20 protein-coding genes, 1 pseudogene and 1 riboswitch are annotated in these 21127 nt (G+C 57.9%); of the genes and pseudogenes, 14 read left to right on the top strand and 7 right to left on the bottom strand.

What is annotated here, in order from left to right; translation table 11 throughout:
* The 4 genes from H6A25_RS10665 to H6A25_RS10680 all read left to right on the top strand — a co-directional run.
* Window positions 1-208, top strand: a 208-nt coding sequence (locus tag H6A25_RS10665; RefSeq protein WP_204752109.1) for a hypothetical protein, incomplete at its 5' end; no start/stop codon positions are given.
* 27 nt (window positions 209-235) lie between these two features.
* A complete protein-coding gene (locus H6A25_RS10670) occupies window positions 236-1042 on the top strand; it encodes a MerR family transcriptional regulator (protein ID WP_204752110.1) in 807 nt (268 codons plus the stop codon).
* On the top strand, window positions 1039-1851 hold the full coding sequence (locus H6A25_RS10675; protein ID WP_204752111.1) for an ABC transporter ATP-binding protein: 813 nt from the start codon (window positions 1039-1041) through the stop codon (window positions 1849-1851). Before H6A25_RS10670 ends, H6A25_RS10675 begins: the two co-directional genes overlap by 4 nt.
* A complete protein-coding gene (locus H6A25_RS10680; RefSeq protein ID WP_204752112.1) occupies window positions 1848-2552 on the top strand; it encodes an ABC transporter permease in 705 nt (234 codons plus the stop codon). The genes H6A25_RS10675 and H6A25_RS10680 overlap by 4 nt, the downstream gene beginning before the upstream one ends.
* Window positions 2553-2755: 203 nt before the next feature.
* Here H6A25_RS10680 and abc-f read toward each other — a convergent pair whose 3' ends face one another.
* Window positions 2756-4222, bottom strand: a complete 1467-nt coding sequence (abc-f, locus tag H6A25_RS10685; protein WP_204752113.1) for a ribosomal protection-like ABC-F family protein — start codon at window positions 4220-4222, stop codon at window positions 2756-2758.
* Window positions 4223-4478: 256 nt separating this feature from the next.
* Window positions 4479-4976, bottom strand: a complete 498-nt coding sequence (locus H6A25_RS10690; protein WP_204752114.1) for an amidase domain-containing protein — start codon at window positions 4974-4976, stop codon at window positions 4479-4481.
* Between the two features lie 190 nt (window positions 4977-5166).
* Between H6A25_RS10690 and H6A25_RS10695 the strand changes: the two genes are divergently transcribed.
* The 3 genes and pseudogenes from H6A25_RS10695 to H6A25_RS10705 form a co-directional block, all read left to right on the top strand.
* On the top strand, window positions 5167-6549 hold the full coding sequence (locus H6A25_RS10695; RefSeq protein WP_204752115.1) for an amidohydrolase: 1383 nt from the start codon (window positions 5167-5169) through the stop codon (window positions 6547-6549).
* Between the two features lie 53 nt (window positions 6550-6602).
* The gene (locus tag H6A25_RS10700; protein WP_204752116.1) at window positions 6603-7169 is read left to right on the top strand and encodes an HD domain-containing protein; all 567 of its coding nucleotides are present in this window, start codon (window positions 6603-6605) and stop codon (window positions 7167-7169) included.
* 183 nt (window positions 7170-7352) lie between these two features.
* Window positions 7353-7655 (top strand): annotated as a pseudogene (locus H6A25_RS10705) (IS30 family transposase); the annotation flags it as partial.
* On the opposite strand, the gene H6A25_RS10710 reads toward H6A25_RS10705, so the two are convergent.
* Both H6A25_RS10710 and H6A25_RS10715 read right to left on the bottom strand, forming a co-directional pair.
* A complete protein-coding gene (locus H6A25_RS10710) occupies window positions 7636-8049 on the bottom strand; it encodes a hypothetical protein (protein WP_204752117.1) in 414 nt (137 codons plus the stop codon). The pseudogene H6A25_RS10705 and the gene H6A25_RS10710 overlap by 20 nt on opposite strands.
* Window positions 8050-8408: 359 nt before the next feature.
* A complete protein-coding gene (locus H6A25_RS10715; RefSeq protein ID WP_204752118.1) occupies window positions 8409-9524 on the bottom strand; it encodes a M20/M25/M40 family metallo-hydrolase in 1116 nt (371 codons plus the stop codon).
* A gap of 869 nt (window positions 9525-10393) precedes the next feature.
* On the opposite strand from H6A25_RS10715, the gene H6A25_RS10720 reads away from it, so the two are divergent.
* The 4 genes from H6A25_RS10720 (at window position 10394) to sigG (ending at window position 14891) form a co-directional block, all read left to right on the top strand.
* Window positions 10394-10939 carry a flavodoxin family protein gene (locus H6A25_RS10720; protein ID WP_204752119.1) on the top strand — a complete coding sequence of 182 codons (546 nt, stop codon included), beginning with the start codon at window positions 10394-10396 and terminating at the stop codon, window positions 10937-10939.
* Window positions 10940-11710: 771 nt separating this feature from the next.
* Window positions 11711-12559, top strand: a complete 849-nt coding sequence (locus tag H6A25_RS10725; protein WP_204752120.1) for a sigma-E processing peptidase SpoIIGA — start codon at window positions 11711-11713, stop codon at window positions 12557-12559.
* A gap of 16 nt (window positions 12560-12575) precedes the next feature.
* On the top strand, window positions 12576-13298 hold the full coding sequence (sigE, locus tag H6A25_RS10730) for an RNA polymerase sporulation sigma factor SigE (protein WP_430651174.1): 723 nt from the start codon (window positions 12576-12578) through the stop codon (window positions 13296-13298).
* A gap of 822 nt (window positions 13299-14120) precedes the next feature.
* Window positions 14121-14891 carry an RNA polymerase sporulation sigma factor SigG gene (sigG, locus tag H6A25_RS10735; RefSeq protein ID WP_204752121.1) on the top strand — a complete coding sequence of 257 codons (771 nt, stop codon included), beginning with the start codon at window positions 14121-14123 and terminating at the stop codon, window positions 14889-14891.
* A gap of 511 nt (window positions 14892-15402) precedes the next feature.
* Here the strand turns inward: sigG and H6A25_RS10740 are convergent.
* Window positions 15403-16212 carry a hypothetical protein gene (locus tag H6A25_RS10740; protein WP_204752122.1) on the bottom strand — a complete coding sequence of 270 codons (810 nt, stop codon included), beginning with the start codon at window positions 16210-16212 and terminating at the stop codon, window positions 15403-15405.
* A 283-nt stretch (window positions 16213-16495) separates the two neighbouring features.
* A riboswitch (TPP riboswitch) is annotated at window positions 16496-16606 on the top strand.
* A gap of 100 nt (window positions 16607-16706) precedes the next feature.
* On the opposite strand from H6A25_RS10740, the gene H6A25_RS10745 reads away from it, so the two are divergent.
* Window positions 16707-17261, top strand: a complete 555-nt coding sequence (locus H6A25_RS10745; protein ID WP_204752123.1) for an energy-coupled thiamine transporter ThiT — start codon at window positions 16707-16709, stop codon at window positions 17259-17261.
* A gap of 374 nt (window positions 17262-17635) precedes the next feature.
* Here H6A25_RS10745 and H6A25_RS10750 read toward each other — a convergent pair whose 3' ends face one another.
* Together H6A25_RS10750 and H6A25_RS10755 are read right to left on the bottom strand one after the other, a co-directional pair.
* Window positions 17636-18844 carry a cation:proton antiporter gene (locus H6A25_RS10750; RefSeq protein ID WP_204752124.1) on the bottom strand — a complete coding sequence of 403 codons (1209 nt, stop codon included), beginning with the start codon at window positions 18842-18844 and terminating at the stop codon, window positions 17636-17638.
* Window positions 18845-19977: 1133 nt separating this feature from the next.
* On the bottom strand, window positions 19978-20124 hold the full coding sequence (locus H6A25_RS10755; RefSeq protein ID WP_204752125.1) for a hypothetical protein: 147 nt from the start codon (window positions 20122-20124) through the stop codon (window positions 19978-19980).
* 106 nt (window positions 20125-20230) lie between these two features.
* On the opposite strand from H6A25_RS10755, the gene H6A25_RS10760 reads away from it, so the two are divergent.
* Entirely contained in the window at window positions 20231-20668 is a 438-nt protein-coding gene (locus H6A25_RS10760; protein ID WP_204752126.1) for a hypothetical protein, read from the top strand.
* Complete coding sequence (locus H6A25_RS10765) at window positions 20652-20900, top strand: hypothetical protein (RefSeq protein ID WP_204752127.1); 249 nt, start codon at window positions 20652-20654, stop codon at window positions 20898-20900. Before H6A25_RS10760 ends, H6A25_RS10765 begins: the two co-directional genes overlap by 17 nt.
* Window positions 20901-21127 lie beyond the last annotated feature (227 nt).

Below are 21127 nucleotides of genomic sequence, written 5' to 3' on the forward strand. Positions count from 1 at the left end.
GGTTTCTGATTTTAATCTTAATCAATCTGCAAAAAGCTGCGACCTGTGCGTGGCTTTTTGCACCTCTCAAGGGGCCAGTGTGCGCCAAAGGCGTGCACGCAGCCCCTTGAGAAAACTCGCAAAAGTGGACTTGTCACTTTTGCGAAGAGAGCGCGGGCTTTTTTGTTGTCTGTACGAAAAAATGCTTGCTCGTGACCCAGCGTCATAATTTATAATGCATGCAGGAGGTGGAAGAATGGAAATGGAAAAAGCCATTCCCACAGGGTATATGACAGTGGGACAGGTGGCAAGAAAAATGGATGTGACCGTGCGCACCTTGCAGCATTATGACCGGGAGGGGCTTTTGTCGCCTACCGCCATCAGCGCTGGAGGCCGCCGGCTTTATACAGACAAAGACATTGTGCTGCTGCATCAGATCCTGGCCATGCGGCATTTGGGGTTTTCCTTAAAAGATATCAAAGATCGATTGCCGAAATTGGAAACACCGGAGCAGGTGGCCTGTGCGTTGGAGGAGCAAGCGGGAGAGATTGAGCAAAAGATCCGCAGCCTCAGCCAGGCGCTTCAGGAAATCCAGGCCCTGCGCCAGGAAGTGCTGCAAATGGGCAAAGTGGATTTTGAAAAATACGCCGATATTGTAGTCAACCTTCAAATGGGAAATGAGTTTTACTGGCTCATCAAGCATTTTGATCAGGATACATTGGGACATATCCGCAATCGTTTTGATCAAAAAAGCGGTCTGGAATTTATCCAAACCTTCCTTACCCTCCAGGAACGGGCGGTGAAGCTGGGAAAACAAGGGGTCGCGCCTCAAAGCCCGGAAGGTCAGGCTTTTGCCAGAGAATATTGGGACATGATCACCCGTTTTACCGGTGGGGACTGGAGCCTTTTGCCCAAGCTGGAACAGATGGGGCACCTGGAAGGGGCCGACCCGGCCTGGAAGGAACGGCAGGAACAGGCCAATAAATTTGTGGAGCCGGCACTGGAGGCCTATTTTTCTGCCTTGGGTGTGGACCCCTTTGCACACACAGGAGAAAAAGCATGAAGGCCATCCAAGTGGAAAAGTTGCGGAAAAGCTATGGGGCCCATGAAGTGCTTCGAGGGCTGGATCTGGCGGTGGAGCAGGGGGAAGTTTTTGCTCTGCTGGGGGTGAACGGAGCCGGAAAAACCACGGCTTTGGAGTGCATCCAAGGTCTGCGTTCCTATGAGAAAGGGCAGGTTTCAGTGAATGGGCGGATGGGTGTTCAGCTGCAATCGGCCAGCCTGCCGTTTTCCATCCGGGCCATGGAGGCACTTTCATTGTTTGCCCGGTGGAATGGAACAAGAGCGGAGCCGGGACTGCTGGAAACGCTGGGCATCCATGAGCTGGGAAAGCAGCTCTATGGCAAACTGTCTCCAGGACAAAAACAACGACTGCATCTGGCCTTGGCGCTGGTGGGAGACCCGGACATCCTTTTTCTGGATGAACCCACAGCAGGGCTGGATGTGCAGGGACGCATGGCACTGCGCAACCTGCTGGCACAGCTCAAACGGCAGGGCAAAACGGTGGTGCTGACCAGCCACGACATGGGAGAAGTGGAAAATTTGTGTGATACTTTGGCCATCTTGGCAAAGGGGAAGGTGGTGTTTGCCGGTACGCCTCAGCAGCTCCGGCAGCAGGAGGGAAGGGCGAACAAGGTTATCTTGCACACCGAGGGGGAGACGATTTGTTTTTCGGCGGAAGATCTGGGGAGAGATCTGCTTTCTCAGCTGGAACTATGCCGGGCCGCAGGGCAAAAAGTCCTGGACATCCAGGTGGAACGGGACTCTTTGGAACAGTGCTTTCTCCGGCTGACTAAGGAGGAAAACAGATGAAGGGATTGTTTTATGGCGTCCTATTACAGTGGAAGATGGATCTTCGCAGCAAAACCATGCTGATTGCCTGCTATCTGGTGCCGCTGGCCTTTTTCGTTTTGATGGGAGGCATTTTTGTCTCCATTATGCCGGAGAGCCGGCAGACTCTGACCCAGACCATGACAGTGTTCGCCATTTCCATGGGAGCGTTGATTGGTTTGCCACCTACATTGGTGGAGTTTTATGGAAGCGATATCCGCAAAGTGTATCAGGTTAGCGGCATTCCAGGATGGGTGGGGTTCGTTTTGGCCATGCTGTCGGCCTTCTGTCATCTTTTGCTCATGAGTGTGTTGCTATTTGGCCTTTCGTTTGTTTGTTTTGGTGGGGAAATCCCCTCAAATTTGCAGGAGTATGTGCTGGCTCTGATCTTGCTGCTCCTAACCTCCTTATTCATGGCCGGCGTGGTAGGGCTGGGTGTCAAAGATCAGGCCAAAACCTCGTTGTTTTCCATTTTGCTTTTTCTGCCTTCGATTTTGCTGTCGGGGGTCTTTTTCCCGGCTGAGCTGCTGTCTCCTGTTTTGGAAGGCGTGGGAAAATGCTTCCCCGCCTTCTGGGGCAGTCGTTTGCTGATGGGTGGATTTCATTGGACGGATATCTTGCCTCTTGTAGGGCTTCTGTTTTTATATGGCGGAATTTGTATTCTGCTGCTGAAAAAGAACTGAGGTATTGTTCTTTGGGATTTTTTTCAGAGAATTTCATAGAAAAGCAGAAAAACTTCCCATTGTTCAGCCAATCGTCACATTTGCTGCTGGCGTTGGTGTTTGTGCTCCGGTACCGGCGGAAAAAGTGAGTTAAGCCGATTTTGGATGGTCAAATCCACGAAAAAGGCAAAAGGCCCAGTGCAAACTGGGCCTTTTGGGCTGTTTTAAAGGAAAACTTTTTTGGTGGCGATGTTTTCCCGGAACGCCTGGTCATGCTCCACAAAAAGCATGGTGGGAGCAAACTGTTGGATCAGTTCCTCAATCTGAAGGCGGGAATAGATGTCCATGTAATTGAGAGGTTCATCCCACACATACACATGGGCCCGCTGGCAAAGGCTGCGGGCCAGCAGTACCTTTTTCTTTTGTCCCTGGGACAGATCTTCCAGGTTCTTTTCAAACTGGACCCGGGCAAAATCCATTTTACGCAAAATGGCCTTGAACAGGCTTTCGTCCAGGTCTTCCTCCACGATGAGTCGGGAAAGGCTTCCCCGAAGAAAGGAGATGTCCTGGGGCACAAGGGAGATCACAAGGCCGGAAGCCTTGTGCATTTCTCCCACATAAGGGACGGTCCCACCGGTCAGCAGCCGAAGCAGGCTGGTTTTTCCGCTGCCGTTTTTGCCGATGAGGGCCACCCGGTCTCCCTGCTCCAGGGTGAAGGACACAGGCGGGCACACCGGTGTGTGTCCATATTGCACCTGCACTTGAGAAAAGGCAGCCAGCCGCCGGGAATGAAAGGGGAGAGGAGAGAGTTTCAGGCTGGAGACCGTTTCCTGGTTTTTGAGTAGGGCCGATTTGTCCTGGATAGCCTGCTGTTGCCGTTGTTTGATCACCTGGGATCGCTTCATCATCTTGGCCGCTTTATGGCCGATGTATCCCCGGTCCACCGGGCCGTTTTGATATTTGGCTTTTTCCGCCTGCTGGGACCAGGCCGCTGAGCGCTGAGCGGCTTTTTCCAGGCGGCGGATGTCTTTTTTCAGGTTTTCCTGCTGTTTTTCCTCCATCATTTGCTGCCGCTGGAAATTTTCCATCCAGGAAGAAAAGTTCCCTTTCTGCACCTGGATATCAGCCCGATTGAAAGAGAGGAGGTGATCCACGCAGCCGTCTAGGAAGCGGCGGTCATGGGATACCAGAAGAAATCCCTGTTTTCCCCGAAGGTAGGCGGCCACTTTTCGTCGCCCTTCTTCGTCTAAGTGATTGGTGGGTTCGTCGATGAGAAGAAAGTGTCCTTCTTTCAAAAAGAGGGCAGAAAGGAGCAATTTGGCCTGTTCTCCTTGGGAAAGGGAGGAAAAAGGACGCTCCAAAGCCGCTTCCTCCACTTCCAGCAGAGAGATCTCCCGGGCGATCTGCCAGGGCTGGGCCTGGGGGCACAGTGCGGCCAGAACTTCTCCGGCCCGATGCTGCGGATGGGGGACAGGATAGGGGAAATAATCAAACTCCACCGAAGAATGGATGGAGCCGCCATAGGGATATTCCCCCATCAACAGGCGGAGAAGGGTGGTTTTGCCTCGGCCGTTGCGGCCAATGAGCCCCAGCTTCCACCGGGTGTCGATTTGAAAGCTGGCATGAGAGAAGACCTCGTCATAGCTGGAAGGGTAGGAAAAGGTCAGATCGGTGACTTGGATGAGAGACATGGAAAAACCTCCTTGGCTGCGTTTGAAACAGTAAAAAATGCAGGCCGAGGGAAGTCCTTTCCCCCGGCCTGCACAGCCAAAAGAGCCGTCTGCACCAGACGGCAAAAGGAAGGAAAGGGCGCACTTCTCCTGCGGCAGCGCGGCACAAGGCCGCCAAAAGACACGTTACCGGCAGGAAGAGTTGCGCATCTTTCCACTCCTTTCTCATCCATATTTCTTTTCACATGATACACCGGAAAGAGGTCAAATGCAAGGGCTAGGGCAGATTCACATGCTTCACATGGAGAAAGCGCATCCGGGGGGCAGCGTATGTATGGAGCGGGCGGAGATAGGCGTCATAGGTATGGGTGGCGATGAGGATGCTGTCCCGGGTGGGAATGGGGCCGGTGCGGATGACCAGCAGGGAATGATAGAACTGGCCCTCCTGGGTGCCCAGCTGGATCACATCTCCGGGAAGCAGGCGGAAAATGGGCACTTCCTCCATCACCGGGCCGGGGCCTTTGTTTCCGGTCATGAAGTTGTAGAAAAAATCCACTCCGGTCCAGGCGGGGGCCCGGGAAGAGGGAGAGCGGTAGTACCAGCCGAAAGTGGGGGTGAAGTTCATCACGCCGGACCCGGCATAAACGCATTGGGAGATAAAGTTGGTGCAGTCGCCCCCCAGATTTTCAAAATCCAGAAAGGCAGGATTGCGACCCAGGGCCCATTTGCGGGCATAGGCCAGGGCGGCCCGGCGGTCATAGCTTTTTTGCGGCATAGTGAAGAAGCCTCCTTTGGACTTGCGATCTTTTATTATTCTATGCTGCGCTTCATCCATGGGAGAAAGTCCACAAATTAAAGGGAGAAACTTTGGCAGGGGCCTTCGTTGACTTTGCTTTTTTCCACCGATATAATAAAACCAGTGCTGTAAAGCTGTAAAATTAAATGAAAAGGGAGTTGTGATCGTTATGTCCGGCAAGATCGCCTATGAGGCCATCGACAAAAACCGTTCTCAACTGGAAAAGCTGAGCCTGGATATCTGGGCTTGCCCGGAGGGCGGATACCATGAATATAACGCCCAGAAATGGACGGCAGAGCTTTTGGAGAAAAACGGCTTCACCGTGGAGCTGGGGGCCGGGGAAGTGCCCACCGCCATCAAAGCCACCTGGGGAAGCGGCAAGCCGGTCATCGGCTTTTTGGGAGAATATGACGCTCTGCCCGGTCTGAGCCAGGAAGTGGGCACAGAGCAGAAGGCTGTGGAAGGCCAGGCTTATGGCCAGGGCTGCGGCCACAACCTGTTGGGCGTTGGCCATGTGGGCGCTGTTTTGGGCCTCAAGGCCGAAATGGAGGAAAAGGGCCTGAATGGCACTATCATTTATTTCGGATGCCCGGCGGAAGAGCTGCTTACCGGCAAATCCTTTATGGCCCGGGGCCATGCCTTTGATGGGCTGGACTGCGCCATCGCTTTCCATCCCGGCACCGCCAATGAGGTGACCATGGGCAATTCCCTGGCTCTCAACAGTGTGAAATTCCATTTCCATGGCGTCACCGCCCATGCCGGCGGCGATCCTCACAACGGCCGTTCGGCCCTGGATGCCGTGGAGCTGACCAATGTGGGCGCCAACTATCTGCGGGAGCATGTGACCACCGATGTGCGTATCCATTACACCATCACCGAAGGCGGCACGGCACCCAATATCGTTCCCGACAATGCCACTGTCTGGTACTATGTGCGGGCTCCCAAACGGGAGACTGTGGATGAGGTCTATGCCCGCCTGGTGAAGGTGGCCGAAGGCGCAGCCCATATGACCGAGACCAAGCTGGAAATCGAGTTTATGGGCGGCTGCTATCAGACCCTGAATAACGGCGTGCTGGTGGATCTGATCCATGACTGCATGGTGGAAACTCCCCAGGAGGCCTGGACAGCCGAAGAGCTGGAGTTTGCCCGGAAGCTGGACGAGGCCCGGCCCGATCAGTATGCCGCTGCCATCGCCGGTTACGGCCTGCCGGAAGGCACCCATCTCCACACCGGTGTCCTGCCTGTGGGTGTGGAAGGCAATTTCGGTTCCACCGATGTGGGCGATGTGTGCTACATCTGCCCCACTGTCACCTTCAATACCGCCTGCGAGAATGTGGGTGCTCCTGGTCATAGCTGGCAGATCACTTCCTGCTCCGGCAGCAGCGTGGGACAGAAGGGCATGATCTATGCCGCCAAGGCCATGGCTCTGTGGGGCCTGAAGATCCTGGAGGATCCTCAGATCCTGGAGAAGGCCCAGGAGGAATTTAAAGAGAAGACCGGCGGAAAGCCCTATCATTGCCCCATTCCCGCCGATGTGAAAGTGCCCCAGTAAAAAATAAATATCCCCCGGCGAAGCCGGGGGATATTTATTTGCAAGGAGGGACTATGGAAAAAACACAAGAAGGGCTTTTGCTTCACCGGGCTTACTCCTTTGCCGCCTTATACCACGAAGGGCAAAAGCGGAAGGGGAGTCAGGTGCCCTACATCGCCCATCCGGCGGAGGTGGCCCAGATCCTGGCTGGGGAGGGGGCGGCGGCGGAAGTGATCTGCGCCGGCCTGCTCCACGACACCTTGGAGGATACCTCTGCCACACCACAGCAGTTGGAGGAGATCTTTGGGCCTGTGGTGCGGCAGCTGGTAGAAGGGTGCAGCGAGGACAAGAATTTGTCCTGGGAAGAGAGAAAAGAACATACTGTCCAGATGTTGAAATCTGAAATTTCAATGGATGTAAAGCTGATTACCTGTGCAGATAAACTTTCCAATCTCCGTAGCATTTGCCTGGATTATCGGGAGTTGGGAGATGCTCTTTGGAGCCGGTTTCGCCGGGGAAAAGAAAAGCAGCGCTGGTACTACCGGGCGTTGGGGGAGGCTATGGCACCTTTGGAGAGCCGCTGGAAACTGGTTGGGGAATACCGGCAGCTTGTCAGGGAAGTCTTTCCGGAGGAAAAATGAAAAAGCAGGGCAACCGGAAGGGTTTGAACCGCCCCAGATTGTGCGGACAGCACAAAAAGGCACCGATGTAGGAAAACATGAAGTTTTAAGCGGAGAGGCGTCGCGCCAGCGGCGCCTCTCCCGTTTTGAGCTGGATGCGCTCATGGTTGTAGAAGTGGATATAGCGGTCAATCATCTCCTTCTCAATTAGTCAAGACGATCACCTGTGACCGCGGAGCAGAGTTTGCCAACTGGCGCAAAATCGAAGAGCGGCTGCATTGTGATGTCTATTTTGCCGATCCCTATTGTGCCTGGCAGAAGGGTACAAATGAAAATCTCAATGGTCTGCTCAGAGAGTTCTATCCCAAGGGAAGAAATCTTTCTCGTGTGGCTCCTGCCACACTAAAACGAAACCTGGCGTTGATTAACGCCAGGCCTCGCAAGGTTCTTAACTTTCATTCTGCTCAGAAACTATGGCAACTCAAGCTTAACTCCTGTTGCACTTAGTTTGACAATTCACTGTCCGATTGCCATCTCTGGCTTTTTTTGCGGTGAAGTTCCCCAGGCCGATGCTGGCGATGAGGGCGATCCCATAGGCGATGATCACAAAGATATCGGACACCGGGCCGATAGGGGCGAAGCGGAACACAAGGCCCAGCACAGCGGAAAACAGCAGAAACCAGGCCAGAATGAACAAGGCGGCAAACAGGGAAGGGGCCTTGCCCGCCCGGGCCTTTTTTGCGGTGAAATCACCCAGGCCTACGCTGATAATGAAGGCCGCCACCCAGGCGATGATCGTGAAGGTGTTGGATACCGGGCCGATGGGGGCCCCCCGAAAAGCCCGGTCGATGATGGAGAGAAAAAGGATAAAATATCCTGCGGTAAACAATGCCATAAACATAATACACCATCCTTTCGTCCCGTGTCGGGACAGGTCCGGTGGCCGGACGGCCGTTCCTGTCTCCGGTGGGGATGCGCTGTTTGCCTGATTGCTCCGGGGCTGGCGAGCCAACCCCGGGAAGGACTATTGTGCAATCTTCGCAGCGTGCCGGTGGCGAGCCGCCACGGCCAGGCGGTGCTACCGCACCCGATCACAGCTCCCAGCTGAATCATTTGCCTAGCTTCGCAATCCCCCTTGCATGGCGTTGCCATGCTGTCCCCCCTTTGCACAAGGGGGGCTTTTCTTTGCCTTTCTGCATCGGGCTAGCCCAGCGCGGGAGCGCAATATGGCTGCCCAGGCACTGGGCCGGCGGCTCGCCGCTAGAGATTTTCCGTCATCATGCGGTAAACCACATTGAAGGCCTGCTGGAAGATATCCAGATGCAGCGTTTCATTGACGCCGTGGACATCCAGCATACCGGTGGAGATGCCGCCGCACTCAAAGCCCTTGCCGGAGAAGATGTTGGAATCTCCGCCGCCGCCGGAAATCACATAGTGAGGCTCGATGCCCTCGGCCTTCAGAGCCTTCAGGTTCAGCTGATAGAGGAAGCTTTCCGGGTTGGGCTTGGCCGCAGGATAATCGTGGCTCAGCTCCACCTCGGCCTTGCCGCCAAACTCCTCTGCCGCCTGCTGGCAGGCCTTCTTTATCAGATCCAGCTGGTGCTGCAGCTTCTCTTCGCTGTGGGAGCGCACTTCGGCTGTGAAGAAGGCAGAATCGGACACCACATTGGTCATGCCGCCGCCTTCGATCCGGCCCACATTGGAGGTGGTCTCCTCATCGATGCGGCCGAACTTCACCAGGGAAATGGCCCGGGCCGCCATGCACACGGCGTTGATGCCGTTCTGGGGCTCGATGCCCGCATGGGCCGCTTTGCCATGGAACACGGCACGGATGCCGTACTTGGAGGGGGAGGAGGTGGAAACGCCGCCCACCTGGCCGGCCCCGTCCAGTGCGTACAGATTGCGGCAGGGCAATTTGGAAATGTCAAAGTTCTTGGCGCCGTGCATTCCCTGTTCCTCGCAGATGGTGAAGAGATAGTACATCTCACGATGGGGAACATTGTTCTCCTTGATCACATCCAGAAGCTCCATGAGCATGGCAATGCCCGACTTGTCGTCGGCGCCCAGCACGGTGTCACCGGCGCTCCGGACCTTGCCGTCCTTATAGACAGGCTCGATGCCCCGGCCCGGCTCTACGGTGTCCTGGTGGGCGTTGAAGCAGATGGCCTCGCCCTCCATGGTGCCGGGGATGTGCACCAGCACATTGCCGCCGTCGGAGCCGAATTTGCTCCCCGCTTCGTCCCGGTATACTTCATAGCCCCGGTCCTTGAAATACTTCTCCAGGTAATCGGTCATGGGTTTTTCATGGAAGGACGGACTGTCGATGCGGATCATCTCCATCAGCCGGTCCAGCATACGCTTTTCGTTGAACTGCATGAATGATACCTTCTCTCATATTTATAATGGGTTTCCCTGGCCCCAGTATAGCAGTTTTCCCCTCCCTTTTCAAGGCGGAGTGCCGGTCCGGTGTCCGGACGGCCAAAACTCGCTGAAGGCTGTATGCGTTGCTATGCTCCTGTGCTCCGGGTGTGATAAACCATCACCCGGTAGGGGCCGGGGTGTAATCCTGGCTCAGTGGCACAGAGGAGGCTGGTTCGGTGCAATCCGGCAAAAACAGTATGGCCGTCCGGCCACCGGACCTCCCTTGTGCAAAGGGAGCTGTCGGCGAACGCCGACTGAGGGATTGAGGGCACCTGGCTGACCATGCCCACACCCGGAACCCGGTATCGTCCAGGCAGCTGAGTGCTGTCAATCCCCCCTGCATGGCTTTGCCATGCTGTCCCCCCTTTGCACAAGGGGGGCTTTTTCTTTGCCGGAGCGGAGACAACCAACCTTCGTTCTGTTGCCCAGCGCGGCAGCGCAGTCTGGCCGTCCCGACACGGGACCCAGTGCCTGGGCAGTCATATTGCGCTTCCGCACCCGATCATACAGCCTGGCTAACCGGTGCGCCCGGCTTCACAATCCCCCCTGCATGGCTTTGCCATGCTGTCCCCCCTTTGCACAAGGGGGGCTTTTTCTTTGCCCTGCGGCATACAACCAACCCTTTCTATGGCAATCGGCCAGGATTGCACCGTGGCCCCTACCGGGTGATGGTTTATCACACCCGGAGCAGGAAGCTGGGCAACGCATGATGCCGGAGACAGGAACGGCAGCGGAGGCACTCCGCCTTGACATGGAGTGGGGTACAGGGTGTATCCTGGGGGAAACAAAGGGGAACACCCCCTGAAAACAGAGGAGGAACTGCCATGAGCAAGAAGATCCTGATCGTCACCGGAAGCCCCCGGACACAGGGCAACACCGACCTTTTGGCCCAGGCCCTTTTGAAGGGCGTGGAGGAAGCGGGCAACACCGGCGTCATCTTTGACGCAGGGAAGAAGAACATCCTGCCTTGCAAGGATTGCGGCGGCTGCTACAAAAAAGGCGTACCCTGCGCCTTTGCAGACGATTTCAATGAGGTGGAGCAGGAGCTTCTGTCCTGCGATGCCATCGTGCTGGCAACGCCTTTGTATTGGTACACCTTCTCCGGGCAGATGAAGATGTTCATCGACAAGCTGAAGGCCTTCGGCGCCGGTGGCAAGAGCATCTCCGGCAAGGACTCCGCCCTCATCAGCTGCGGGGCCGTGAGCGATCCGGGCCGGTTCTCCGGGTTGGTGGAGACCTACCGCCAGATGTGCGCCGGAAGCCTGCAATGGAAGGATAAGGGCGTGCTGATCTGCACCAGCTGCGGCGAGAAAGGTACCGTCAGCCAGGAGTTCCTGGAAAAAGCATACCAGCTGGGCAAATCCCTCTAGGCAGCGTGACGCTGCACCCAAAACTCGCTGAAGGCTGTATGCGTTGCTATGCTCCTGTGCTCCGGGTGTGATAAACCATCACCCGGTAGGGGCCAAGGTGCAGTCCTGGCCGATTGCAGAACTTAGGCCCGCTCTATGCAGTAGGGCAAAGACGCCCCCCTTGTGCAAAGGGGGGTGGCGGCTTGCGCCGCCGGGGGGATTGGCGACACTTGGCTGACGATAACCACACCCGGGCCCAGTGCCTGGGCAGTCATATTGCGCTCCCGCACTCGATCATACAGCCTGGCTAACCGGTGCGCTCGGCTTCACAATCCCCCCTGCATGGCTTTGCCATGCTGTCCCCCCTTTACACAAGGGGGGCTTTTTCTTTGGCCCAGTGCCTGGGCGGTCATACTCTCTTTGCCGGAGCGGAGACAACCAACCTTCGTTCTGTTGCTTAGCGCGGGAGCGCAGTCTGGCCGTCCCGACACGGGACCCAGTGCCTGGGCAGTCATATTGCGCTCCCGCACCCGATCATATAGCCTGGCTAACCGGTGCGCCCGGCTTCACAATCCCCCCTGCATGGCGTTGCCATGCTGTCCCCCCTTTGCACAAGGGGGGCTTTTTCTTTGGCCCAGTGCCTGGGCTCCCGTTCCTCTCTTTGCCGGAGCGGAGACAACCAACCTTCGTTCTGTTGCTTAGCGCGGGAGCGCAGTATGCCGGCGGAGGCACTCCGCGACAAAATATGCGGCGGACAGGGAGTATACTGGGAAGGAAAGGAGGCTGGGGGATATGGTGGTCTATCTGGACATTCTGTTTTTCCTCAATTTCGGCATCAACTATCTTCTGCTGCGATGCGTGGGCCGGCTGGGGGGAAAGGCCTGCTTTGTGCCCCGGCTGCTGCTCAGTGCCGCTTTGGGAGGGCTCCTTGCGGCTGTGATGTTTTTCGCTCCGGCCCAGGGCCTGTGGGGCCTTTTCATCAAGGCCCTTTGCTGTCTTTTGCTCTGCCTTGCCGCCTTCCATATCTCTACCCCCGGGGAAGCCCTGCGGCTGAGCCTGCTGCTTTTGTCCGTCACCATGGCCATGGGCGGCGGCGTCATGGCCCTGACCGCCCTCTCCGGCAGCCAGCGGGTGCGGGTGCAGGGGGGCGTTCCCTATGTGCATCTGCCCATGAGCACCCTGCTGCTTTCCTTCGGGGCGGCCTATGGGCTGCTGTCCCTGGCCTTTTCCGCCAAAAGGGGAGAGGGGAAGGCCGCGCCGGCCCGGGTAAAGATCCGGGTGGGGGACCGGTGGGCCGAGGTGCACGCCCTGCGGGATACCGGCAATCTTCTCCGGGACCCCATGAGCCAGAAACGGGTGATGGTGGTGGAAAAAAGCTGCCTTGTACCGCTGCTTTCCCGGGAAGAGCGGCAGGCGCTGGAAAGCCTGCGGGGGGATAACGGGCCGGAGGTCTTTGAGCGCATCCATTCCCGCCGCTTTCTGCTGCTGCCATACCAGGCGGTGGGCCAGAGCGGCGCACTGCTTCTGGCCATGAAACCGGACAAAATCCTGGTGGACGGCAGAGTGGAAAAAGAAGTGCTCATCGGCATCGCTCCGGGGAGGATTTCCACCCCCCAGGGATGCCAGGCGATTTTGGGATGAAAAGGAGGAAACAAGGGTGAAATATGTTTTGCTGCGGGCCGTGCTTTCCCTGAAGGTGCGGAAGTTTTTGGAAAAGATAGGGCTTTGCCAGCTGCCGTCCATCTATTACATCGCCTCTTCCCAGAGCCTGCCCCCGCCCCTGACCCCGGAAGAGGAGAAGGAATACCTGGCCCGCTACACCGGCAAGGAGCCGGAGATCCGCCAGGCCCTCATCGAGCACAACCTGCGTCTGGTGGTGTATATCGCCCGGAAGTTTGAAAACACCGGCATCGGCATCGAGGACCTGATCTCCATCGGCACCATCGGGCTGATCAAGGGGGTGAACACCTACCGGGGGGACAAGAACACCAAACTGGCCACCTATGCCTCCCGGTGCATCGAAAACGAGATCCTGATGGTGCTGCGCAAGCACTCCGGGGCCCGGTCGGAGGTGTCCATCGACGAGCCGCTGAGCACCGATTGGGACGGAAACGAACTGCTGCTGTCCGACATTCTGGGCACAGAGCCCGATTGCGTCATGCGGCCGGTGGAGGACGACGCCGACCGGGAAATGCTGCGCCACTCCATCGACCGGCTGAATGAGCGGGAAAAGACCATTATTTCCATGCGCTTCGGCCTGGGCGGCCGGGACGAGCTGACCCAGAAGGAGGTGGCCGATCTCCTGGGCATCTCCCAGTCCTATATCTCCCGGCTGGAAAAGAAGATCATCTCCCGACTAAAAAAGGAAATGACAATTTGACGGCTGCGGCGAGCCTCCGGTGGCGAGCCGCTACGGCCATACTGCGCTGCCGCGCTGAATCATACAGCCAAGCAAAATGATGCAATCGGCTTCGCAATCCCCCCCTGCATGGCTTTGCCATGCTGTCCCCCCTTTGCACAAGGGGGGCTTTTCTTTGGCCCAGTGCCTGGGCGGCCAGACTGCGCTCCCGCGCTGGGAAACAGAACTTAGCTGGTTGGATGCTGGGCAGCAAAGACGGCTCCCTTGTGCAAAGGGAGCTGTCGGCGAATGCCGACTGAGGGATTGAGGGCACCTGGCTGACCATGCCCACACCCGGAACCTGGTATCGTCCAGGCAGCTGAGTGCTGACAATCCCCCCTTGCATGGCGTTGCCATGCTGTCCCCCCTTTGCACAAGGGGGGCTTTTCTTTGGCCCAGTGCCTGGGCTGTCAAAACTCTCCCAGGCTGTATGCGCTGCCAGGCTCGGTGCTCCGGGTGTGATAAACCATCACCCGGTGGCGAGCCGCCACGGCCATACTGCGCTGCCGCGCTGGGAAACAGAACTTAGCTGGTTGTATCCGCTTGGCTTCGGCGGGGACCCCGCCGGGAGGCTGGAAAAAGGTCGGGGAAGTCCGGTGTCCGGACAGCCATACTTTCTCTGCCCTGGCAAACACAACCGGCAAAGGCAAAGAAAGTTATGGGTCCAGCGTCACGCTGGCCCGGCGGCTTTCGCCGCTGGGAAGAAACCTGGGGCAACACCCGCCGCAGCGGGTGTTCTGGCCCTTGTATTAGTTATCCCTTTTCAGGCAATACTGTCTGTAACAAAAAAAGGGAGGAACAGGAATGCAGGGAAAAGTGGAGATCTGCGGCGTCAACACATCCAAACTGCCCACTCTGACGGGAAAAGAGACCAGGGAGCTTCTGGAAAAAGCCCGGGAGGGAGACAAGCAGGCCCGGGAAAAACTCATCGCCGGGAATCTGCGGCTGGTGCTTTCGGTGGTGCAGCGTTTCGGCAGCAGAGGGGAAGCGGCAGACGATCTGTTCCAGGTGGGATGCGTGGGGCTGATCAAGTCCATCGACCATTTTGATCTCAGCCTGAACGTGCGCTTTTCCACCTATGCCGTGCCCATGATCATCGGCGAGATCCGCCGGTATCTCCGGGACAACAGCCCGGTGCGGGTGAGCCGTTCCCTGCGGGACAACGCCTATAAGGCCCTCACCGCCCGGGAAGCCTTCACCAAGGAGCATCAGCGGGAGCCTACCGTGGAGGAGATCGCTCGCGCCATCGGCATGAAGCGGGAAGAGGTGGTTTTTGCCCTGGATGCCATCTCCGATCCCATTTCCCTGTATGAGCCGGTGTACCAGGACGGGGGCGACGCCATCTGCGTGATGGATCAGGTGCGGGATACGAAAAACACCGACGACAGCTGGATCGAGCAGATCGCCATGAAGCAGGCCATGAGCGGCCTGAGCGATCGGGAAAAGCGGATATTGGCGCTGCGGTTTTACGACGGCCGTACCCAGATGGAAGTGGCCAGGGAGATCGGCATCTCCCAGGCCCAGGTCTCCCGCCTGGAAAAAGGCGTCATCGAAAAAATCAAAAAACAACTCTAGTCCCGTGGCGGGACGGGTCCGGTGGCCGGACGGCCATACTTTCTTTGCCCTTCTGCGTACAACCGGCCCAGCGCGGGAGCGCAGGAACGGCTGTCCGGCCACCGGACCTTTCGGGGAAAAACTAAGTTTTTCCCCGACCTTTTTCGCGCCCCAGGCGGAGTCCCTGCCGGGGCCAAGCGGATACAACCAGCTAAGTTCTGTGATCTAGCGCGGCAGCGCAGTATGGGTGCAGCGTCACGCTGCAGCCCCCCTTGTGCAAAGGGGGGACAGCATGGCAACGCCATGCAAGGGGGGATTGACAGCACTCAGCTGCCTGGACGATACCAGGTTCCGGGTGTGGGCATGGTCAGCCAGGTGCCCTCAATCCCTCAGTCGGCGTTCGCCGACAGCTCCCTTTGCACAAGGGAGCCGTCTTTGCTGCCCAGGAAACAACCAGCTAAGTTCTGTTTCCCAGCGCGGCAGCGCAGTATGACCGCCCAGGCACTGGACCTGTCCGGCCACCGGGCCTGGCTCAGAAGGGCCATAGGTCCCCGCCGCTCTCATAAAGATCCCGTTTCTCATGGGTCTCCCAGGCCCCCTGCTGCCGTTCCTGCCGCTGCCACCGCTCCCAGCTTTCTGCATTCCGCAGGGCCGCTTTCCAGTCCTGCATAGGGGTGCTGCCCACCATCCAGCCCTTGGCCTGGTAGAAATCCAGAAAACCCTGGGGGTCTACCGGGGAATTTCTCTCATAAACATAATCCCGCACCTGAGAGAGGGTGGGTGGGTGAAAGCGCCGGGGCGCAAACCCTTCTGCTCCGGCTCCTTCCTCTGTTTCTTCTGCTTTTTCTGCTTCTGCTTTTTCTGCTTCTGTTTCTGTTTCTTTTTCTTCTTCTGTATTGGCATACCCTTCCCCGGACCCTTTATGGATGCGTGCAGAGACCGCCTTTTGCAGCAGGGAATAGGGCTTTTCCATCTGACGCAGAAGATCGACCAGAAGGGAAAACAGCGGGCTTTGGGGCAGGTCCTGGAAAATGGTGCAGGCTTTTTTCTGCACATTCACATTGTCCAGCGGGTTTGTCCGGAGAAAATCGGTGAGCAGTACCATTTCTTCCTCCTGGTCATAGGCCAGCAACCCGGCTTCCTCTAGCTCCCGGAACCCTTCCTCTACCCGCTGGGGCTCCATTCCCAGATCGGCGCAGCAGTATGCCTGGGGCAGGGAATACAGGCCCAGCATATTCCGGTGGGGACAGCTGAACAGGTACAGGTACAAAAGACGGCCCGTCTCGCTCAGCCCTTTCTGCTTCATCTGCCGCCATAGACCTTGGTCGATCTTGGTATACATATTCTTTTCCGTCCTTTCCCTCTTTTTTCTGTCCCCATCGTACCACACCTTTCCCGGTCTTTTTCGTGCAGCGTGACGCTGCACCCAAAACTCGCTGAAGGCTTTATGCTTTGCTTGCCTGATTGCTCCGGCGCTGGCGAGCCAACACCGGTAGGGGCCGGGGTGCAGTCCCGGCCAAATATATTCAACCGGCCTTGGTGTGATTGCTTAGCGCGGCAGCGCAGTATGCCTGCAGCGTCACGCTGCCTTGACAAATGGGGGAGGGAGGAGTATACTTCCTATGACAAGTGGGCAGGGGTGCTGGTTCTGATACCGGCTGAGAGACGGGAGCACCGTCAACCCTCAAACCTGATCTGGGTAATGCCAGCGTAGGAAGAGATCATCATGGGCTTTGTTCCGCTGCCGGGTATGGCAGCGGCTGCACGCCGCCTTTCATCGCGGGCATTGTTCCCGCGATTTTTTTTATGCCTTCGGGGAAAGAAAGGATGGGTACGATGCAGAAAAACAACACAAGAAGACTGACCGAAAGCGCCATTATGGTGGCCCTGGCCGCCGTTCTGGCCATGGTGAAGGTGTGGGAGATGCCCCTGGGCGGTTCGGTGACCGCCGCTTGTATGGCTCCCATCATCTTCATCGCCTTGCGCTATGGGGCCAAATGGGGCCTGCTCACCGGATTGGTCTTTGCCGTCATTCAGATGATTGAGGGCTTCTGGGCTCCGCCGGTGCGCACGCTGCTGTGGTTCTTTTTGGTAGTGATGCTGGATTATGTGCTGCCCTTCGGCCTGCTGGGCCTGGCCCCCATTGTGGCCCGCCGGTTCAAAAACGCCGTGGTGGGTGCAGGCGTGGCTACGGTGGCCGTGTGCGTCATCCGGTTTCTGTGCCACTTCCTCTCGGGCATCATCATCTGGCATACCGGCGATCCCGCTGTGCCCGACTGGGTCTGGTCTCTCACCTATAACGGCACCTTTATGATCCCCGAAACCATCATCAACGCCCTGGCCGTGGCCGCGTTGGTGAAGTTTGTGAAACTGCCAAAAGCCAACGGATAAACAGACAAAAAAACCTCCCTGATGGGAGGTTTTTTTGTTATGCACCGGGCTTTACAATCCCCCCTTATGGCAGCGGCGGCTCGCCGCCACAAGGGAGGCTTTTTTGCACTTTGCCAGGATTTCACGGGGCCCCTGCCGGGGGATGGTTTATCACACCCGGAGCAGAAAGGCAAACAACGCATAAAGCCTTCAGCGAGTTTTGGCCGTCCCGACACGGGACCGGCAGCGCAGTATGGGTGCAGCGTCACGCTGGTCCGGTGGCCGGACGGGTCCGGTAGCCGGACGGCCAGGCGGTGCTGCCGCACCCGATCATGCAACGGGCCTTGGTTCTGTTGCTTAGCGCGGGAGCGCAGTATGCCAGCGGAGGCACTCCGTTAGTCGCCGCTTTTGACAGTGAGGGTGGGTTCATCGGAAGCGGGGAGGGGAGAGCGGCCCATGACCAGCTTGAGCAGCACGGGGGTAATCAGGGTGGTGACGATGACCATGGCCACCACCGCCGGGAAGAGGGAGGCGTCCACCAGCCCGGCCTGCTCGCCCTTCTGTGCCACGATCAGGGCCACCTCGCCACGGGAGATCATGCCCACGCCCACCGCCAGAGAATCATGGGCGGAAAACTTGCACAGCTTGGCTCCCAGGCCGCAGCCCACCACCTTGGTGGCAATGGCCGTGAGGGTCAGGGCCACAGCAAAGGCGAAAAGGGAAAAAGTGAAGCCATGGAGATCGGTTTCGATGCCCACGCTGGCGAAAAACACCGGGGAAAAGAGCATATAGGAAGCAATATTGATCTTCCGGGCGATGTAGGGCTGGGCCTCGGCGATGTTGCACAGGATCAGTCCGGCAAAATAAGCGCCGGTGATGTCGGCGATGCCGAAGAAGTGCTCGGCCGCATAGGACAGAAGCAGGCAGAACACCAGGCCGTAAATGGCGATGCGCCGGTGGTTGTAATAGGCCTTGCCCAGCTTCTGGAACAGCCGGTAGACCACAAAGCCCACCAGAGCCAGCAGCACGAAAAAGCCCACGATCCGGCCCACCACCATCAGGGGCTTTACCGAGGGGTCGGTGAAGCTGGTGAGAATGGTGAGCACCACAATGCCCAGAATGTCGTCGATGACGGCAGCGCCCAGGATGGCGGTGCCCACTTTGCCCCGGAGACGGCCCAGCTCCCGCAGGGTCTCCACGGTGATGGACACCGAAGTGGCCGCCAGCACAACGCCCACGAACACCGCCCGGAGCATGGCGTCAACCGTGGCCTGGGGGAAGAACAGCTTATAGCACAGCGAGCCGCCGATGAGGGGCACGATGACGCCGCAGGCGGCGATGAACAGGGAGGTAAGCCCGGTTTTTTTCAGCTCCTTCAGGTCGGTATCCAGACCGGCCAGGAACATGAGGAAGATGACGCCCAGCTCGGAGGTCTTGAGCAAAAAGTCGGTTTCCACCACCATGTTCAGGCAGGTGGGCCCCAGCAGAAGCCCGGCCAAGAGTGCGCCCACCACCGAGGGCAGCTGCACCCGCTGGGAGATCAGGCCGAACACCTTGGTGGACAGCAGAATGATGGCCAGTGAAAGCAAAAAACGATAATCCATGGGAACCATCCCTTCATCAATGTATGAAAAAAGCATGCAAAAGTATCGCATATTTTTTCTTCCGGCGCAAGCGCAGATTGCACAAAATTCCGGCGATGAGGGGAAAAATATTAGGATGGAGGGCAAAAAGGGGTCGATGCAGGGCAAAACCGGGCCGAGGACTGTCAAAAAGATAACAAATCGGCAGGATTTTTCTCATCATCGCCCAAAAACAAAGCAAAGGGGCGAGGAAAGAGCACAAGGGATGCAAAAGGCCGAACAAAGGGTGCATCCCCATGGACGAAAGGCCCCTTTGACAAGGAAAGGAGGAGGGATTACAATTAAATCGTAGCGGCGGCCCAGTGCCTGGGCAGTCATACTGCGCTCCCGCGCTGGGCAGGCGGCGTGTCGCCGCTGCCGTACTCTCCCCGGCCGTATGGTTTACGGCCCTCGGTGCTCCGGCTCCGCCGGCAGGGGCCAGCGTGACGCTGGACCCGTTCCTGTCTCCGGCATCATGCGTTGCCCGGCTTTCTGCTCCGGGTGTGATAAACCATCACCCGGTAGGGGCTTTGATCCAGTCCTGGCCCAGTGCAGAACCAAGGCCGGCCCAGTGCCTGGGCAGTCATACTGCGCTCCCGCGCTGGGCAGGTTGGTTGAAGAAAGGCAAAGAGGGCGCCCTTGTGTAAAGGGAGCTGTCGGCGAACGCCGACTGAGGGATTGTGAAGCCGACTGCGCCAGTTAGTCCGGGGTGCGTTGCTTGGTGCGGCAGCACCGTTTGGGTGCCCAGGAACTGGGCTTGTCCGGCCACCAGACCTCTCAATCCCCCCTGACCACCTGCGGCGGTCTGTCCCCCCTTTACACAAAGGGGGCTTCTTTGCCCAGGCAAATACAACCGGCAAAGAAAGTATGCGAGGGAGGTATTTTGCCTGCAAATTACGATTTAATCGTTATCTTCCTGCAAAAACAGAGCCGCAGGAAAACCTGCGGCTCTGGGGGTTCTATGATCGGGTGCGGGAGCGCCGTTTGGCCGTCCGGCCACCGGACTCAGGATTGCACCCTGGCCCCTTCCAAGGCTGGCGGGCCAGCCTTGGAGCACCGAGGCACAGCAGCCCATACAGCCTTCAGCGAGTTTTGGCCGTCCCGACACGGGACCGTTAGCCGGGGGGTTGATCCACTGCCGACTGGGTCACCACCTGATGAATGGAGGGGGACAGCCGGGTGAGGATGCCGGGTGCAAAATAGCCCGGATGATGGTCTGAGCTGAAAACATCGGGGAAATCCCGATGGATGGCGCTGTTCATACTTCTTCACCTCACAGCTATTCTGTGCCGAAAGAAGGGGAAAAACCCTGGAAAACCAGCCCAACACACCGTCTGCATACGAAGGAATGGAGGGGAAAGGAAAAATATGAAAAACATCACAATGAATCAAAAACAAATGGATCATCTCCGGCACATCAACCGGGAGATTTTGCAGCAGAAAAACCGGCTGCAAAAGCTGCGGGCCCTCCAGCAGGGGAGGGTGCGGCAGGCGCCGGGGCTGCCGTCCCTGTCGCCCCAGGATGCCCAGGAACGCTATGCCGCCCAGCTCCGGGAGCTGGAGGAAAGCACCGCCCGGCATCTGGAAAAATGCCTGGAGGAAGCCCGGGCCTTGCAGGATTTCATCCAGGGGGTGGAGGACAGCCAGACCCGGCAGCTGCTCTCCCTGCGCTATCTGGAATGCCTGACCTGGCAGCAGGTGGCCTTCCGCATGGGCTATTGCGACGAGCAGACCCCCCGCAAGCAGAGCCAAGCCTTTTTCAAAAGGCAGCAGAAGGAGGTGAAGGCCGGTGTCGCCCAGAAGTAAGCAGCCGCCGGAGGAGCAGGCCCGGAAAATTCTGGTGGAGGCCAGCCCTCTGGCGGCAAAGCTCCTGCTGGAGGCTTTGCAGGAGGAGGACACCCCTCGCTCGGCCCGGCTGGACTGCGCCAAGGAGGTGCTCAACCGGGTCTATGGCCGCTCCCAGCAGCTGCTCCCGCCCCGGGAGGAACACCGGCTGGAAGTGGTGCTGGAAGAAGAAGCGGAAAAAGATGCAAAATGAGCGGCGGCGGAGTGCCTCCGCTCCCATACTGCGCTGCCGCGCCCGGCAACAGAACCAGGGCTGGCGGCTCGCCGCAGCCGTTCCTGTCTTTGCCTTGGTTCGTTGTATGCCGCAGGGCAAAGAAAAGCCCCCCTTGTGCAAAGGGGGGACAGCATGGCAGGGCCATGCAGGGGGGATTGACGGCACGCAGCCGCCTGGATAATACCAGGTGCCGGGTGTAGGCATGG

Origin of the sequence: Intestinimonas butyriciproducens (genome assembly GCF_016901775.1) — a bacterium.
In the GTDB taxonomy this organism is placed as follows: domain Bacteria; phylum Bacillota; class Clostridia; order Oscillospirales; family Butyricicoccaceae; genus Pseudobutyricicoccus.